The 16,979-nt window shown below is 73.9% G+C and carries 13 protein-coding genes and 1 riboswitch; of the genes, 3 read left to right on the top strand and 10 right to left on the bottom strand.

The features are described 5' to 3' along the window. Window positions 1–902 precede the first annotated feature (902 nt). Complete coding sequence (locus tag AB0O40_RS17575; protein WP_365041768.1) at window positions 903–1,343, top strand: hypothetical protein; 441 nt, start codon at window positions 903–905, stop codon at window positions 1,341–1,343. An 81-nt stretch (window positions 1,344–1,424) separates the two neighbouring features. After that, on the top strand, window positions 1,425–2,240 hold the full coding sequence (locus AB0O40_RS17570) for an alpha/beta hydrolase (protein ID WP_365041766.1): 816 nt from the start codon (window positions 1,425–1,427) through the stop codon (window positions 2,238–2,240). Between the two features lie 30 nt (window positions 2,241–2,270). On the opposite strand, the gene AB0O40_RS17565 is transcribed toward AB0O40_RS17570, so the two are convergent. The 3 genes from AB0O40_RS17565 to AB0O40_RS17555 form a co-directional block, all read right to left on the bottom strand. Continuing rightward, window positions 2,271–3,464 (bottom strand): MBL fold metallo-hydrolase, encoded by a 1,194-nt coding sequence (locus AB0O40_RS17565; protein WP_365041764.1) that lies wholly within the window; start codon window positions 3,462–3,464, stop codon window positions 2,271–2,273. A gap of 193 nt (window positions 3,465–3,657) precedes the next feature. Then, complete coding sequence (locus AB0O40_RS17560) at window positions 3,658–4,395, bottom strand: SGNH/GDSL hydrolase family protein (RefSeq protein ID WP_365041784.1); 738 nt, start codon at window positions 4,393–4,395, stop codon at window positions 3,658–3,660. A 288-nt stretch (window positions 4,396–4,683) separates the two neighbouring features. After that, entirely contained in the window at window positions 4,684–5,613 is a 930-nt protein-coding gene (locus AB0O40_RS17555) for a LysM peptidoglycan-binding domain-containing M23 family metallopeptidase (protein WP_365041762.1), read from the bottom strand. A 4-nt stretch (window positions 5,614–5,617) separates the two neighbouring features. Continuing rightward, window positions 5,618–5,813: riboswitch (cyclic di-AMP (ydaO/yuaA leader) on the bottom strand. A gap of 280 nt (window positions 5,814–6,093) precedes the next feature. Here AB0O40_RS17555 and AB0O40_RS17550 point away from each other — a divergent pair. Then, window positions 6,094–6,900, top strand: coding sequence for a tyrosine-protein phosphatase (locus AB0O40_RS17550; RefSeq protein WP_365041759.1), 807 nt, complete (start codon window positions 6,094–6,096; stop codon window positions 6,898–6,900). 87 nt (window positions 6,901–6,987) lie between these two features. Here AB0O40_RS17550 and AB0O40_RS17545 read toward each other — a convergent pair whose 3' ends face one another. The 7 genes from AB0O40_RS17545 to hpnE form a co-directional block, all read right to left on the bottom strand. Continuing rightward, window positions 6,988–8,394: an aspartate aminotransferase family protein gene (locus AB0O40_RS17545; RefSeq protein WP_365041756.1), complete on the bottom strand. Its 1,407-nt coding sequence runs from the start codon at window positions 8,392–8,394 to the stop codon at window positions 6,988–6,990. Then, on the bottom strand, window positions 8,391–10,376 hold the full coding sequence (gene dxs, locus AB0O40_RS17540) for a 1-deoxy-D-xylulose-5-phosphate synthase (protein WP_365041754.1): 1,986 nt from the start codon (window positions 10,374–10,376) through the stop codon (window positions 8,391–8,393). The genes AB0O40_RS17545 and dxs overlap by 4 nt, the downstream gene beginning before the upstream one ends. A 49-nt stretch (window positions 10,377–10,425) precedes the next feature. Then, entirely contained in the window at window positions 10,426–11,448 is a 1,023-nt protein-coding gene (gene hpnH / locus AB0O40_RS17535) for an adenosyl-hopene transferase HpnH (RefSeq protein ID WP_365041751.1), read from the bottom strand. Between the two features lie 5 nt (window positions 11,449–11,453). Next, window positions 11,454–12,170 carry a 1-hydroxy-2-methyl-2-butenyl 4-diphosphate reductase gene (locus AB0O40_RS17530; protein WP_365041748.1) on the bottom strand — a complete coding sequence of 239 codons (717 nt, stop codon included), beginning with the start codon at window positions 12,168–12,170 and terminating at the stop codon, window positions 11,454–11,456. Continuing rightward, the gene (gene shc, locus AB0O40_RS17525) at window positions 12,170–14,296 is read right to left on the bottom strand and encodes a squalene--hopene cyclase (RefSeq protein ID WP_365041745.1); all 2,127 of its coding nucleotides are present in this window, start codon (window positions 14,294–14,296) and stop codon (window positions 12,170–12,172) included. The genes AB0O40_RS17530 and shc overlap by 1 nt, the downstream gene beginning before the upstream one ends. A gap of 110 nt (window positions 14,297–14,406) precedes the next feature. Then, window positions 14,407–15,558: a polyprenyl synthetase family protein gene (locus AB0O40_RS17520; RefSeq protein ID WP_365041743.1), complete on the bottom strand. Its 1,152-nt coding sequence runs from the start codon at window positions 15,556–15,558 to the stop codon at window positions 14,407–14,409. After that, window positions 15,555–16,955, bottom strand: a complete 1,401-nt coding sequence (gene hpnE / locus AB0O40_RS17515; RefSeq protein ID WP_365041740.1) for a hydroxysqualene dehydroxylase HpnE — start codon at window positions 16,953–16,955, stop codon at window positions 15,555–15,557. The genes AB0O40_RS17520 and hpnE overlap by 4 nt, the downstream gene beginning before the upstream one ends. Window positions 16,956–16,979 lie beyond the last annotated feature (24 nt).

Here is a 16,979-nt window from a genome sequence, read left to right as displayed (position 1 = left end):
TCCCCCCGTTGGCAATTGCCAGAACCCGATGATTGGACCCTGATCAGCAGGGGCATGAGTTCATGGCTCGCAGACGCTAGCAGCCGTACCGGTCCGGCAGTTACCGCGTGGATGAATCACGCCAGCGCTACTCGCGAGTCAACTCGGCAGTAATTTCGAGAGCTTTACCGGAACCCCACATATCTACCGGCGGGTAAATCCCGGAACGGCTCCGACCGCCCGGCGAACGGGGGGTTAACGGGTGCAGCGCACACCGATCCGCGGACACCCCGGAGCGCCCCGGCCAAGATCGCGAACCCCCAGGTCAGCGACGCGGGGATGGCACCCGGTGCCCGCCCTCCGGAAGCGCGCCGACCGGCGGACAACCGGTGGCCGGGAGGCGATGGTTCGGACCTGGCGAGAACTGAACAACCCTCAGGTTGTTGAGTGGAAACGGATGTTCACCCTCAGCCAGCCCTTGACCCGCACCTCAAGTTGATCTCGAGTCCCGCTTGAGCGGGATGGCCGTATCCGATCGGCCGACGTCGGATTCCGGTCGCCGAGCCCCGGTTTCGGCCTGATGAAGGTCACAACTCGGCCGTTCAACAGCACAGTTACCGGAAGGCCTCCGCACCGGCCTCGCGGGACGCTCGATTCCGCCTGACGCCGCCCGGGCCCGCCCGGAACCCCTGGTACAGGCACCGCGTGCCGCAGACCGGCACCCGGAGCCCGCCCGGCCCCCGGCGACCCCGCGGCGGCCCCGGCGCGTACGCTCCCCAGCGCAAGACGTCCCGCACCCGCCCCGCCCGCCCTCCCGGAAGGCCGAACGGACACCGATGGAATCCCCCGAGCCCCCCGAATCCCCCGAATCCCCGGAACCCCCCGACCGCAGCTCCGGTCTTCCCTTCATCGACGAACACACCGTGCTCGTGACCGCGCCCGCGACGGCCACCTGGGAAGCGCTCGTCGCCTACGTGTCCCGGACCCATCTGGGAATCGGCAGCGGATTCGCGGCTCTGGTGGGCGCCGAGCATCGGGCGGTGCGCGGAGAACTGCCCGAGGAGGGCGCCGCCTTCCCCGGTTTCGCGGTCACCGAGAGCGTGCCGGGGAAATGCCTCACCCTGGCCGGCCGGCACCGGTTCTCCCGCTACGCGCTGGGCTTCGTCCTGACCGGCGATGCCCGGGGCACCGTGCTCGCGGCCCGCTCCTACGGGGTCTTCCCCGGCCTCACGGGCCGGACCTACCGCACCCTGGTCATCGGCCTCGGCCCGCACCGGCTGCTGGTCCGGCGGATGCTCCGGGACGTGGCCCGCATCGCGCAGCGCCGCGACCCGCGACAGCGGGCACCGCACCCGGGCGGGTGAGGGACGCGCGCGCCCGCCGACACGTCCGGGCCCGTCGACGGAGGATGGGACGGTCCCGCCGCTCCCCCTCCAGGAGGCCCCGTGCCCCAGATCACCACCAATGACGGGGTCCGCCTGCACTACTACGACGAGGGCGGGGGCCGGCCCGTGCTCCTCGTCCCGGGATACGGCGCGCCCGCGGACGACTGGGCCCTGCAATGGGCCCCGCTGCTGGCGGCCGGATACCGGGTCGTCTCACTGGACCGCCGCTGGCACGGGCAGTCCGACCGGCCCTCCTGGGGGCACCGGATGGCGCGGCACGGCAAGGACGTCGACGACCTCGTCACGGCGCTGGACCTGAGCGGTGTCGTCGCCGTCGGGCAGTCGATGGGCGCCAACACCCTCTGGGCGTACGCCGACCTGGTGGGGACGGGACGGCTGGCCGGCATCGTCACCGTCGACCAGACGCCCAAGATGATGAACACCCCCGACTGGCCCTACGGCTTCTACGGGCTCACGGACGAGAACACCGGCACCTTCTTCACCGATCCGGGTGCCTTCGCCACCGGTCACGGCCGCGCCTGGGCCGATCCGGCCGCCGTCGACACCGCGATCAGGCAGGCCGGCGGCCGCGGCGCCGAGAGCGTGATCACCCCCGACACCCTCCCCCTGCTGCTGGACCACTCCCGCCAGGACTGGCGGGACGTCGTCGCCCGCGTCGACGTGCCCGTGCTGGTCCTCGCCGGCGCCCAGAGCCAGTTCTGGCCCGCCGGGCACGCCGCCGCGACGGCCGCCCTCAATCCGCTGGCCGCCTCGGCCGTCATCGCGGACGCGGGGCACGCCGCACACCTCGACCAGCCCCGCGCAGTCAGCGACCGGCTGCTCGCCTTCGCCGCGGGCCTCGGTCCCGGGAGCTGACGCGGCTGCGTGGCGCCCCGGGCGGCGGCGTCAGCGTTCGCCGGCCAGGTCGAGGTCGCCCGGGGCCGGGTCCGGTACCGGGACGGCGGTCGCGGCCGGGCGGCGCCAGTGGGCCGTGAGCGGTTCGGAGACCGCGCGCCACCAGGGGTCGACCGGCAGGGTGCCGGCCGGCTCGAAGGGGGCTCCCGGGCGCGGGACCGCGACCTGCTGGCCGGCCGCGCCCGCAGCGTCGGCGGTCCACTCCGCCGGCTCGGCCCACGGGTGCGGGGCCAGGTTGAAGGTGCCCCAGTGGATCGGCAGCAGCACGCCGTGCGCCCGGCCGCCCTGGAGGTCGAGGTGGGCCCGGACCCCTTCCTCGGGGGTCATGTGGATGTCGGGCCAGTACTCGGAGTAGGCGCCGATCTGGATCATGGTGGCGTCGAAGGGGCCGTGCTCCGCGCCGATCTCCTGGAAGCCGGGGAAGTAGCCGGTGTCCCCGCTGTGGTAGATCCGGTGCTCGGGGCCGGCCACCGCCCAGGAGGCCCACAGGGTGTGCTGCTGGTTGCGCAGGCCCCGGCCGCAGAAGTGCCGGGCCGGGGTGGCGGTCAGCGACAGGCCCGCGATCTTCGTGGTCTCCTGCCAGTCCAGCTCGCGCAGTCGGTCGGGGGCCACGCCCCAGCGCTCCAGGTGCGCGCCGACGCCCAGCGGCACCGCGAAGACGGTGTCCGTGGCGGCCAGCGCCTTGATCGTCGGCAGGTCGAGGTGGTCGTAGTGGTCGTGCGAGATCACCACGGCGTCCAGGGGGCCCAGCGCCGCCAGCGGGGCGGGGACCTTGTGCAGCCGCTTGGGGCCGGCGAAGGGGAAGGGGGAGCAGCGCTGCCCCCAGACCGGGTCGAAGAGCACCCGGCGGCCGTCGATCTCGGCCAGCACGGTGGAGTGGCCCAGCCAGGTCAGCCGCAGGCCGGTGGCCGGCGGCCGGGCGATGTCGGCGAGGGTGGTGGGGTGCAGCGGGATGGGACCGGCGGGCGTCCGGCGGACCCGCTGCTCCTTGTCGAAGTAGATCTTGGCGAACTCCACCATGGAGCCGCTGGGCCGCTGCCGGGCGCCGAGCGGGTTCTGGAAGACGCCGTCGGCGAAGTTCGGCGAGCGGCGGATCCGCTCCATCCGGGCACCGGAGGGGTCGGCGCCGAAGGACTCGGGCCGCAGGGCGCGCAGCTCTGCTCGCAGGGTTCGGGAGCCGGACAAGGCGCCTCCAGGGGCGGTCGGAGCGGTCGGGGACGGGCCGGGCGGGTCCGGAGGGGCGCGTGTGTCCGCGCCCCCGGTCCCAGTGTTCCCGTACTTCCCAACGCTCGCCCGCCCCGGAGGATTCCGGACGGCCGGAATCCGTTCCCGCCGGCGCCGCACTCCCCCGGCTGCCGCGCACGACGGGGCCGCATCCCTACAGCGGCAGCAGGTCCGGCCGCTTCGGCTCGACGTGGTCGCCCGAGGACTCGCCGCGCAGCCGGCGGCCGATCCACGGTACGAGGTGCTCGCGGGCCCACTGGACGTTGTCGCGGGCGACCTCGGCGGAGCCCCGGGGCTCCTGCGGCGGCCAGGGCTGGTCCGGGTCGGCGGGCACCTCGAGGCCGAGCACCTGGGCGGCGCGCAGCGCGACGCGGGTGTGGCCCTCCGGCGACAGGTGGAGCCGGTCGTGGTCCCAGGCCCGCCGGTCCTGGACGGACCGCAGGGACCACAGGTCCAGCACCGGGCAGCCGTACTGGTCGGCGATGGAGCGCAGGTGGGCCGTGTAGGTGGCGATCTTGCCGCGCATGTGGCGCAGCACCGGCACGCCCCGGGTGTCGAAGCCGGTGGTGATCATCACGGTGGGCACGGCAGCGGTGAGCGCGGCCACCGCGGCCTCGAAGCGCTGGGCCACGTCGTCCGGGTCGCTGCCGGGGCGGATGATGTCGTTGCCGCCGGCGCAGAAGGTCACCAGGTCGGGGGCGAGCTCCATGGCCCGCGGGACCTGCTCGGCGACGATCTGGTCGAGGAGCCGGCCGCGCACGGCGAGGTTCGCGTAGCGGAACTCGTGCTCGGGGAGCCGGTCGGCGAGCAGGACCGCCAGCCGGTCCGCCCAGCCGAGGAAGGTGCCGTCGGGGCCCGGGTCGCCCACGCCCTCGGTGAAGCTGTCGCCGATGGCCGCGTACGAGCCGGCCCGGACCGCCGGAGGGGTCGCCGGGGTGCCGTGCGGGTCCGCCGCGGTTGCCTGAGCTGCTGAAGGTGTCGAATCGCCTGCCACGGGAGCACATCCTTCACCCAAAGATGTGACCTACGCGACCGTAGGCAGGGGTTGACGCAGGGTGATCTGTACCACCCGGTCGGTTGGAGGGGGCCAGACGTACGGCCGGCGCCCCCTCGGGGCCCCGGCCGTACGCGTGGTGCGGACGCGCCTCGCACGCCGACGCGGACGCGCTCCGGAGGCGCCTCAGACGCTGACGCCCTTGCCCCGCAGGTAGGCGAGCGGGTCGATGTCCTCGCCGTAGTTCGGGCCGGTGCGGATCTCGAAGTGCAGGTGCGGGCCGGTGGAGTTGCCGGTGGAACCGGACAGGCCGATGCTGTCGCCCGCGGCGACGCTCTGCCCGGCGGAGACGTTCAGCTGCGAGAGGTGGCCGTACTGCGAGTAGCGGCCGTCCGCGTGCCGGATGACGACCTCGTTGCCGTAGGCGCCGGCCCAGCCGGCCGAGACCACGGTGCCCGCGGCCACCGCGTGGACGGTGGTACCGGTGCCGACCGCGAAGTCCACCCCGGTGTGGTAGCCGCTGGACCACATGCTGCCGCCCTCGTGGTACTGCGTCGTGATGCTCGCGCTGACCGGGGCCATGAAGGAGACGGCGCCGGTGCTGCGCTGCGCGGAGCGGCTGGCGGCGGTCGTCGCGGGCCGCTCGGCCGGCGCCTGCGCGGCCGCGGCCTGCGGCTTCGCGTGGCCCGCGGCCTTGGCCGCCTTCGGGGCCTGCGCGGCCTCGGGAGCACCGGCGGCCGCCTTCGCGCCGAGGGTCAGCTCGAGCCCCGGGTGGATCAGGGAGGGGTTCCCGCCGACGGCGGCGCGGTTGTCGGCATACAGCTGCTGCCAGCCGCCGGCCAGACCGTGCTCGTCGGCGATCTTGGAGAGGTAGTCGCCCGCGACCACGGTGTACGTGGCCGGCGCGGCGGCCGGCAGCGCGGCGGTGTGCCCGGGGGCGGCCTGGACGGCCGGCGCCGCGGCGGCGGTGTGCCCGGGGGCGGTGTGGCCCGCCGCGGTGGCTCCGGTGGCCCCGATCAGCGGCAGGGCCAGCGCGGCCCCGCCGGTGCCGGCGACCGCGAGGGAGCGGCTGAGCGGGCTGGGCTTCGGGCGGCGGTGCTTGCCTTTTCCGGGCATGGCGCATTCCTCTCCGGCGCCTGCGAGGTGAGCTGTCGGGTTCGGGCTGGAGATGCCCGGCCGCATCGCGCGGCTTCACCCCGAGCCGTCCGGACGGAAGATCCGGGATCGGCGACTTACCTGGTTCCCCCGCTCCTGCCGCACGAGTGATCGAATGAGTGCGGTCATCGGGCGGCGGCAGGATTCGGCGATCCGCCCGGATTCCCGGGGAACGTATTCCAGTTCGACCGGGGGGAACAAGCCCGGAATTCCCTCTCGGATTACCCGGGGAGGAATGATCTCCGGAATTCCGGTAACACTCCGTCTATTGCGACCGCGTAATGGCCCGCCAGTGAACGGAATTGGGGATTCCGGCTCGACCACAGAACGTCACCGTATGATCCTGCTCACCAGGGGGTGGGGACATCTCCCGCCCCCCTGCGGTAACTTGACGCCAAGTAGTGCAATTCGGACACATCACCCGAGCCGCGAGGAGCCCCAGTGACCCAGCAGATACCCCAGGCACCGGCGACCGAGCCGGAGCTCACCGGCGTGCGCAACTTCCGCGACGTGGGCGGACTTCCGGCCGTCGACGGCCGCCGGGTACGAACGGGGCTTCTGTTCCGAAGCGGACATCTCGCCCAAGCCACCGAAACCGATGCGGAATACCTCGCCTCGCTCGGCCTGCACACGATCTTCGACTTCCGCAACAACGCCGACACCTCGCTCGAAGGCGCCGACGTCGCCCTCCCCGGCGTGCTGAACATCAACATCCCGCTCTCCGACCCCGCCGAGGGCAAGCAGTTCTGGGGCATGGTCCGCACCGGCAACCTGGACCAGCTCACCGAACTGCTCGGGGACGGCAAGGCCGCCGCCCGGATGTCCTCCTCGTACCGGATCATGATCGAGGAGCGCACCGCCGAGCACAGCCGCGTCATCCACGCCCTGGCCGAGGACAGCGTCCCGGCCCTGATGCACTGCGCCGCCGGCAAGGACCGGGCCGGGCTGACCATCGCGCTCACGCTGCTGGCCCTCGGGGTCGAGCGGGAGGCGATCGTGGCCGACTACCTCGAGTCCAACGCCCCGCACCGCCGCTACCGGGTCCAGCGCAAGCCGGAGGCCGACGGGGGTCCCTCCGCCGAGGTCATGGCGCTGCTCTCGCCCCTCTTCGAGGCCCGCGCCGAGTACCTGCTCACCGCCTTCGAGGCCATCGAGGAGCTGTGGGGCACCGTGGACCGCTACCTGGCCGAAGGCCTCGGACTCAGCCCCGAGACCCTGGACCGGCTGCGCGACCGGCTGCTGGTCTGAGCCGCCGCGCCGGGTCCGTCCCGCCGGCCGGGACGGGCTCCGAGGAGGACCCCGGGCCGGCCGGGGTCCCCCGGCCGGCCCGGCCCCTCAGCGCCCGCTGACCGCCTGCTTCACCAGCGTCCGCCCGAACTCCCACATCAGGCCGCCCCCGCCGTGCGCCTCGTCCATCACCGCGCAGAAGGCGGTGACGAACCGGTCCACGTCCGCCTCGTCGATGACCAGCGGCGGGATCAGCTTGATCACCTCCAGGTGGTCGCCGGAGACCTGGGTGAGGATCCGGTGCTTCTGGAGCAGCGGCACCACGACCATCTGCGCGAAGAGCCCCTTGCGGGCCGCCTGGAGCATCGTCCACCGGCTGCGCAGCCCCAGCGACGCGGGCCGCCCGAACTCGATGCCGATCATCAGGCCGCGCCCGCGCACCTCGTGCAGCAGCTCGTACCGGTCCACCAGCGCGGCCAGCTTCCCGCGCAGCAGGTCGCCCATGGCCCGGGAGCGGGCCACCAGCTGCTCGTCCTCCATCACCGCCAGCACGGCCAGCCCGGCCGCCATCGCCTGCGCGTTCGAACCGAAGCTGGCGGAGTGCACCAGCACCCGGTCCATGGACGAGTAGACCTTCTTGAAGATCCAGTCCTTGCCGAGGGTGGCGCCGACCGGCACGTACCCGCCGGACAGCGCCTTGGCGACGCAGACCAGGTCCGGCTCGACCCCGGCCTCGTGCTGGTAGGCGTAGAAGTCGCCGGTGCGGCCCAGGCCGGTCTGCACCTCGTCGGCGATCAGCAGCGCCTTGTGCCGGTGCAGCAGCTCCTGGGCGGCCCGCAGGTAGCCGGGGGGCGCCGGGTACACGCCCTTGCCCTGGACCGGCTCCACGATCAGCGCGGCCACGTCGCCGTGCCGCAGCTCGCGCTCCAGCGCGCCGAGGTCCCCGAGCGGCACCGCCGTGTCGGGCAGCAGCGGGGCGAAGCCGTCCCGGAAGCCGTCCTCGCCGTTGACCGACAGCGCGCCGGTGGTCAGCCCGTGGAAGGCGTGCGCGCAGTACAGCACCCTGGGCCGGCCGGTGGCGTACCGGGCGAACTTGAGCGCGGTCTCCACGGCCTCGGTGCCGCTGTTGCCGAAGAAGACCCGGTCCAGGTGCGGGCTGTGCGCCAGCAGCCGCTCGGCCAGCAGCCCGGGCAGCGGCGCGCAGTCGAAGCGGGTCAGGTCCGCGAGCGAGGCGTCGAGCACGTCGTGCAGCGCCTTGCGGACGACGGGGTGGTGGCGCCCCACGCCCATCACCCCGAAGCCGGCGAGCATGTCGAGGTGGTCGTTGCCCTCGGCGTCCCAGAAGTGCGCACCCTCGGCCCGCTCGTACACCTTGTCGAAACCGATGGTGTGCAGCATCCGGGGCAACTGGTGGTTGAGGTGGCGGGCGTGCAGCTCGTACCGTTCCCTGCCGCGCTCGGCCAGCAGCCGGTTCAGGTCGAAGGCCGGGCCGGTGCCGGCGGGGTCCTGCGTCATGCGCTCCGCTCCTTGCCGTGTGCGTGCGCGGGTGCGCCGCCCCGCGCGCCGTCGTGGGCCCGGCCGGCGGCCGGGCCGGGCCCGCCCGGGTGCGGGCCTGCGGCCCGCTCGTCGAGGGTCCGGAGGGCGGCTCCGATCCCGCCCGCCACCTCGACCGGGGTCAGCCCGATGTCGGCCAGCACCTCCCCGCGCTTGGCGTGGGCGAGGAAACGTTCCGGGATGCCGAAGGTCCGCAGCGGTACGTCGGTCTCGGCGTCCCGCAGCGCCTGGCCCACCGCCCAGCCGACCCCGCCGGTGCGGCTGTTGTCCTCGACCACCGCGACCAGCCGGTGCCGGGCCGCGAGCGGGGCCAGCGCCGGGTCCAGCGGCTTGACCCAGCGGGGGTCGACGACCGTGCAGCCGATGCCCCGGGCGGCCAGCAGCTCGGCCGCGCCGAGGCAGACCGTGGCCATCACCCCGGCCGCGACCAGCAGGACGTCCGGGCGCCCGGCCGGGCGGGCCAGCACGTCGATGCCGCCGATCCGGGCGAGCGCCGGCACCTCGGGCCCGACGGCCTCCTTGGGGAAGCGCAGCACGGTCGGCGCGTCCGCGACCGCCAGCGCCTCGCGCAGCTGCGCCCGCAGCTGACCGGCGTCGCGCGGGGCGGCGATCCGCAGGCCCGGTACGACCTGCAGGACCGACATGTCCCACATGCCGTTGTGGGAGGGCCCGTCGGCGCCGGTGACCCCGGCCCGGTCCAGCACGAAGGTCACCCCGCTGCGGTGCAGCGCGACGTCCATCAGGACCTGGTCGAAGGCCCGGTTGAGGAAGGTGGCGTACACCGCGACCACCGGGTGCAGTCCCCCGGCGGCCAGGCCGGCCGCCGAGGTGACCGCGTGCTGCTCGGCGATGCCCACGTCCCAGACCCGGTCCGGGAACCTCTCGGCGAACTCGGTGAAGCCGACCGGGTGCAGCATGGCGGCGGTGACGGCCACCACGTCGGGGCGCTCCGCCCCGACCGCGGCCAGCTCGGCCCCGAAGACCGAGGTCCAGGAGGGTCCCGGCGGCGGTCCCAGGGGCTCCCCGGTGAGGGGGTCGATGACCCCGACGGTGTGGAAGCGGTCGGCCTCGTCGGCCAGGGCCGCCGGGCAGCCGCGGCCCTTCTCGGTGATGCAGTGCACCAGCACCGGGCCCTTGAACCCCTTGGCGCGGGTGAGCGCCGCCTCCAGCGCGCCGGTGTCGTGGCCGTCGACCGGGCCGATGTACTTGAGCCCCAGGTCCTCGAACATGCCCTGGGGGGCGAAGGCGTCCTTGAAGCCCTTCTTGGCCCCGTGCAGGCCCCCGTAGAGGGGTGCCCCGACCACGGGGGTGCGCTCCAGCAGGTCCTTGCCGCGGGCCAGCACCCGTTCGTAGCCGTCGCTGGTGCGCAGCGCGGCGAGGTGGCCGGCCAGCCCGCCGATGGTGGGGCCGTAGGAGCGGGCGTTGTCGTTGACGACGACCACCAGCGGCCGGTCCTTGGCGGCGGCGATGTTGTTCAGCGCCTCCCAGGCCAGGCCGCCGGTGAGCGCGCCGTCACCGACCACGGCGACGACGTGGCCCCCGCCGCCGCGCACCTGCCGGGCCTTGGCGAGGCCGTCGGCCCAGCCGAGGGCGGTGGAGGCGTGTGAGTTCTCGATCACATCGTGCTCGGACTCCTCGCGGGAGGGATATCCCGACAGGCCGCCCTTTCCGCGGAGTTTCGAGAAGTCCTGCCGGCCGGTGAGGAGTTTGTGGACGTAACTCTGGTGGCCGGTGTCCCACAGGATCCGGTCGGCCGGGGATTCGAATACCCGGTGCAGGGCGATGGTCAGTTCGACCACGCCGAGATTGGGTCCGAGATGGCCGCCGGTCCTGGAGACGGCGTGGATCAGGAATTCCCGGATTTCCGCGGCCAGTTCGCCCAGCCGCTCCCCGGGGACCGCCTTCAGGTCGCGCGGTCCCCGGATCCCTTCGAGAATCGACATGCTGAGCCCCCTGTTCGGATCTCGTTCAGTCGCTCCGCCGGGCCCGCCGTCAGCCCCGGTTGCCCGAGACCGTCTCGCGGGCGGCCCGCAGGGACTCCTTGAGGGAGCCCATGGTGGCCAGCACCGCGGTGGGCTCGTACCCGCAGTGGGCCATGCAGTTGGCGCACCGCGGGTCCTTGCCGCGGCCGTACTTGTCCCAGTCCGTCTCCTCGATGAGCTCGCGGTAGGTGGGCACGTAGCCGTCGCTCATCAGGTAGCAGGGCCGCTGCCAGCCGAAGAGGGAGTAGTTGGGGATCGCCCAGGCGGTGCAGGGGAAGTCGGCCTTGCCCTCGAGGAAGTCGAGGAAGAGCGGCGAGTGGTTGAGCCGCCAGCGGGCCCGGTTGCCGCCCGCGAAGGCCTTCTTGAAGAGCTCGCGGGTCTGCTCCACGCCCAGGAAGTGCTCCTGGTCGGGGGCCTTCTCGTAAGCGTAGGCGGGCGAGATCATCATCTCGTCGACCTTCAGGTCGTCGTTGAGGTAGTTGAGCACCTCGATGATGGTCTGCGGGGTGTCGGTGTTGAAGAAGGTCGAGTTGGTGGTGACCCGGAAGCCGCGGCGCTGGGCGTCCTTGATGGCCGCCACCGCCTCGTCGAAGACGCCCTCCTTGGCCACCGACTCGTCGTGGCGCTCGCGGAGCCCGTCGATGTGCACGGCGAAGGCGAAGTAGGGCGAGGGCGTGAAGTTCTCGATCTTCTTGCGCAGCAGCATGGCGTTGGTGCAGAGGAAGACGTACTTCCGCTTGGCCACGAGCTGGCGCACGATCTCGTGGATCTGCGGGTGCATCAAGGGCTCGCCGCCCGCGATGGAGACCATCGGGGCACCCGACTCGAGCACGGCGCCCACCGCCTGCGCCACGGGCATCCGCTGCTTGAGCACCCCCGCCGGGTGCTGGATCTTGCCGCAGCCCTCGCATTTCAGGTTGCAGGCGAAGAGCGGCTCCAGCTCCACGATGAGCGGGAACTTCTCACGCTTGCGGAGCTTCTGTTCGAAGAGATAGGTCCCGACCCTGATGGACTGTCGCAGCGGCATGGCCATCTGGCTCACCTCCTGGGGAGCAGCAAATTACGGTGCCAGTCATGAAAAGCGGGAAGAACGGCACGAAGGACGCGGAAGGCCGATATTCCACCGCGTACCGTGCCGATTCGGACGAGCTCATGCTCCGGAGCGTCCACGATCACCCGGACGGCCGCAACCGGGCGGCCGCCGGACGGGGGCGCCGGACCACCGGGCAGCACCACGGGGTCCACCGCGTCCCACGCACCCGGCCGCCGGACGGCGGTGTACAGGGTGGCGGCGGACTCCATGTCCACCGCCACGGCCCCGGCCGCCCGCAGCTGCGCCCGCTCGGGGCCGCGTACGACGTGGTCGGAGCCGGTCAGCAGGCCGGTGTGGACCGTGCGGCCGGGTACGGCCCGGGCGAGCGCCCCGGCCAGCAGCTCGGCCCCGACACAGGGGACGGCGCCCCGCTCGTCCCGGGTCTCCAGGGCCACCACCAGGTCGCCCGGCTTCATCCCGGGCAGCAGCCCGGCGCAGAAGCCGGTGGCCACCACCGCGGCCCGGTCCATCCCGGGCGCGGCCAGCGCGGCGCCCACCGCCCGCTCGGCGGCCCGGGGGCCCATGCCGGTCCGCACCACCGTGAGCGGGCCGTCGCTCCCGGCCCGGCCGGCCCGGCGCAGCGCCAGCCGCTCGATGCCCAGCGCGCAGGCGACCAGCAGCGGCGGTCCGTCTCCGGCCCCCGGGGGGCGGTCGGCGCCCATCAGGCGCCACCGCCCTCGGCCGGGGCGGGCGCGGCCACCGGGGCCGGCTCCCGCGTACGGTCCGCGACGCCGCCCGCGGCGAAGGGCTCCCCGTACAGGTAGCGGCCCAGCGCGGTGAGCGGGAAGACCTGCCGGTACAGGTGGTAGTTGATGGAGAAGTCCCAGGGGAAGCCGGTACCGGTGAACTGCGGCTCGTCCCAGGAGCCGTCGGCCCGCTGGGTGCCGGTGAGCCAGGCAACCCCCCGCTCGACGGCCGCGGACTCCCGCTCCCCCGCGGCCAGCAGGGCCATCAAGGCCCAGGCGGTCTGGGAGGCGGTGGACTCCCCCCGCCCGGCCCAGCTGCGGTCGTGGTAGGAGCGCTGGTCCTCGCCCCAGCCGCCGTCGTCGTTCTGCACGCTCTCCAGCCAGGTCACCGCCTTGCGCATCGCGGGGTGCGAGCCGGGCAGGCCGGCCGCGGCCAGCGCGGGCAGCACCGAACCGGTGCCGTAGACGTAGTTGGTGCCCCAGCGGCCGAACCACGAACCGTCCGGCTCCTGTTCGGCCAGCAGCCAGTCGATGCCCCGCCGGGTGCGCGGGTGGTGGGCGCGGCCCTCGACCGCCAGCATCTCCACCACGTGCGCGGTGACGTCCGCCGACGGCGGGTCGATCACCTCGCCGAAGTCGCAGAAGGGCAGCCGGTTGGGCAGCGGGCTGGTGTTGTCGGCGTCGAAGGCGGCCCAGGCGCCGTTCTTCGACTGCATGCCCAGGCTCCAGCTCATGCCGCGCCGGATCGCGCCCTCCATCCGGGCCGGCTGCGGGTGCCGGATGCGGCGCAGCGCCAGCACCACCTCGGCGGTGTCGTCGATGTCGGGGTAGTTGTCGTTGTGGAACTCGAACGCCCAGCCGCCGGGGGCGAGTCGGGGGCGGCGCACCGCCCAGTCGCCGGGCCGGTCGATCTCCTCGGCCAGCATCCAGTCGGCGGCCTTGACCAGGGCCGGGTGGTCGGCCGGCAGGCCCCCGTCGACCAGCGCGATGGCCGCCAGGCAGGTGTCCCAGACCGGTGACTGGCAGGCCTCGATCATGCGGGCGCCGTCCTCGCGCCAGACGGCGAACCGGTCCAGCGAGGCCAGCCCGGCGCGCATCACCGGGTGCTCCAGGTCGTAGCCCAGCAGGTGGAGGGCGATCAGCGAGTAGACGGCCGGGGGCTGGATCCCGCCCCAGCAGCCGTCGTTCTCCTGGCGCTCGATGATCCAGCGGGCGGCGGTGTTCATCGCCGCCCCGCGCAACCGCCGCGGGGCGAGCCGCCGGTAGAGGTGCAGGGCCTTGTCCAGGCGCTGGAACAGGCCCTCCCAGCTGGCGGCCGGGGCGGCCGGCCGGGCCGGGTTGGGGTCCCGGGCGTCGGTGTGCAGCTCGTCGAGGGCGAAGGGCGCCGGACGCACCGGCCGCTTGGCCGAGACCACGGTCAGCGGGACGATCGTCTGCCGGGCCCAGCAGCCGAAGTCGTAGATGTTCAGCGGGAACCAGGACGGCAGGAACAGCAGCTCGGGGGGCAGCTCGGGCAGGTCCTCCCAGCGCCACCAGCCGAACAACGCCAGCCAGATGCGGGTGAAGACGCGGGCCCCGGCGATCCCGCCGTGGGCGCGGATCCAGGCGGCCGAGCGGGCCATGTGCACGGCGTCCGGGGCGTCTCCGGCCAGCCGCAGGGCGACGTACGCCTCGATGGTGGCGGACAGGTCGCTGGGGCCGCCGTGGAAGGTGGCCCAGGTGCCGTCGGGGCGCTGCTCGCCGCGGATGAAGAGGGCGGCGGCGCGGGTGGTGCTCTCGTCCCGGATCCCGAGGAACTGCCGCAGCAGCAGGTCCTCGGCGTCCATGGTGACGTTGGTCTCCAGGTCGCCCTTCCACCAGCCGGCCGGGTCCTGGCGGCCGAGCAGGTGGGCGGTGGCCGCCGCGGCGGCCTGGAGGGCGGCGGCCTCCAGGCCGGTGGCCGGCTCGGGCCCGCCCCGTCCGGCGGCGGCCTGCCCGGCCGTCGCGGGGCCGGCTCCCGCCGTCTGCGGGGCCCCGGGCACCGCAGGCGATTCGTTTGTTCCGCTGGCCGCTTCCGCCCCGGGCGCTGCCGCTCCGGCGCTTCCGTCGGTCGTCGCTGTCATGGCTTCCCCTTCGTGCAGTGTCCTCTGCTTGGCTGGGGTCCGCCGTCGGCCGGCGCCTGGCGGAGCAGGCGGCGCCGGCCGGCGACTCGCGAGTCATCTCCCGATGGTGATCATCTCTTGCGGACGACGACGAAGTCGGCCAGCGCCACGAGCTGATCGCGGATCTTCTGGGGCATGTCGACCTCGTCCAGGGCCTGGACGGCCACCGCGTGCTGGCGCCGGGCCTCCTCCTCGGTCCAGCGCCGGCCGCCGGCCGCCTCGATGAGGGCGGCGCGGGCCGCGAACTCCTCCTCGGAGAAGCTGTCGAACTCGTTGCTCTTCGCGTCGGCGGCGAGGAGTTCGCCCAGCTGCTCGGAGGCCTCGCCGCCGGCCGCGAGGGCGGCGACCACCGGCAGGGACTTCTTGCGCTGGCGCAGGTCGCTCCAGGTCTGCTTGCCGGTGGACTCCGGGTCGCCCCAGATGCCGAGCAGGTCGTCCACCGCCTGGAAGGCCAGGCCCAGGTGGTAGCCGTACTCCTCCAGCTTGTCGGCGGTCCGGTCGTCCGCCCCGCCGAGGACCGCGCCGATGGAGACGGCGCAGGCCAGCAGCGCGCCGGTCTTGTTGCCCTCCATCTCCAGGCACTCCTCGACGCTGACCCGCTCGCGGTGCTCGTACGAGATGTCCTGGGCCTGGCCGTCGATCAGCTTGCGGGTGGCGGTGGTCAGGCGGCGGGTGGCCCGGCCGGCCTCGACGGTGCCGAGCTCCAGGAGGAGTTCGTTGGCCAGGGCGAAGAGCGCGTCGCCGACGAGGATCGCCTGCGCCGGGCCGTGCACCTTCCACACGGTGTCGCGGTGCCGGCGCTGCTCGTCGCCGTCCATCAGGTCGTCGTGCAGCAGGGAGAAGTTGTGCACCAGCTCGACCGCGACCGCGCCGGGGATGCCGACCTCGGGAGCGGCGCCCGCCGCCTCGGCGGAGAGCAGGGCGAGGGCCGGGCGGACCGCCTTGCCGCCGTCGCCGTCCGACGGGTTGCCGTGGGCGTCGATCCAGCCGAAGTGGTAGGCGGCGACGGTGTCCATCGGCGCTGCGAGCCGGTCGATGGCGGCGCGCAGCACGGGGGTCGACAGGTCGCGGCCGCGCTCGAGGAGCGCGACCGTGTCCGCCTTCTCCGCCGTCGGCGTGTTCGCCCTGTCGGCGGCCGGGTTCCCCGGGTTCACTGGCTCTCCTCTTGTTGCTGTGCTGGTCGTGCCCGGCGTGCCGGTCGCGGGGGCCGTACTGGTCGTCATACCGCGCTCCTGCTGCGGGTCCCCCACGCGTAGCCGGGGGGAGGATGTTCATGGTGGCGGCCCAGGGTGGTGAGCGCGTGGTGCGCCGCGCCGATACCGCTGCGCACGGCGCCCTCCATGGTCGCGGGCCATCCGGTGGCGGTCCACGCGCCGGCCAGGAAGAGGCCCGGGGCGTGGGTGCGGTTGCCCGGCCGGAGCCGGCCGACACCGGGGGTGGGGGCGAACGTCGCTGTCCGCTCCCGGGTGACGAAGAAGTCGCGGACCTTGGCGCCGCGCGCGGCCGGCAGCAGCCGCTCCAGTTCCGGCAGGTACTTGGTGCGCAGCACGGCGACCGGCTCCTCGATGTCCGCCTGGGCGGCGGACTGCGACAGCGCCAGGTACTGGCCGCCGTCGGCGAGTCCGGAGGAGTCGGTGCGGTCGAAGACCCACTGGACGGGGGTGCCGAGGGCGGCGAAGAAGGGCTGCCGGAGCACCTTGCGGTCGTAGACCACGTGGACGTTGAGGATCGGGGCGGTGCCGATGTCCAGGAGCGTGTCGGGGTCGTCGAGGGCGCCGGCCGGCAGCAGGCCGTGGGCCTCGCGCTGGGGCACGGCCAGCACGACCGTGCCCGCCTCCAGGACCTCGCCGTCGGTCGCGACCCGCCAGGTGCCCTCGGCGGTACGGGTCACCGCCGAGGCCCGGGCGCGCAGTTCGGTGCGGACGCCGGCCGCGGTCAGGGCCTTGCGGGCGAGGGTGTCGTGCAGGTCGCCCAACGGGACCCGGGCCCAGCCGATGTCGGCGGCGCCGGGCTCGGTGAGCAGGGCGGTCTTGAAGACCATGGCGGCCAGGCCCAGCGAACAGCGCCCGGCGGGGGCGTTGAGGGTGGCGATGCCGATGAGGTCCCACAGTGCCTCGACGCTGCGCCGGGACTGCCCGTAGCGGCCGAGCCAGGTGGCGAAGTCCACGCCGTCCAGGGCCGGGTCGGCGGGGTCGAGGGCGCGCAGCGCGAGGGCGGCCCGGCCGACGGCGGCCCGCTCGGCCAGGCTCAGGTGCGGGTAGCGGGCCAGTGAGCTGCTCAAGTGCAGGGGCACGGGGAGGGAGTTGCGGCGCAGCCGGCCCAACTTCGGCCCGCCGGGGGCGGCGACGTCCAGGACGGGGACGTCCAGCCGGTCCTGGAGGGGCGCGAGGGCGGCGCCGTCGATCCGGTCCAGGAACCACCGGTAGGCGGTGCAGCAGCGCAGGTAGACGTGCTGGCCGTTGTCCACGGTCAGTTCGCCGCGCCGGAAGGAGAAGGCCAGGCCGCCCAGCCGGGGCCGGCCTTCGAGGAGGGTGACCTCGAGGCCGGCGTCGGCCAGTTCGAGGGCGGCGGTGACGCCGGCGAGGCCGCCGCCGACGACGACGGCGCGGTTGTCGCTCACGCGCCCTCCTCCCGCCCGGTCCGC

It is taken from the genome of Streptomyces sp. NPDC089919 (assembly GCF_040684615.1).
GTDB lineage: Bacteria > Actinomycetota > Actinomycetes > Streptomycetales > Streptomycetaceae > Streptomyces.
This window is presented reverse-complemented; position numbering and strand designations above follow the sequence as displayed.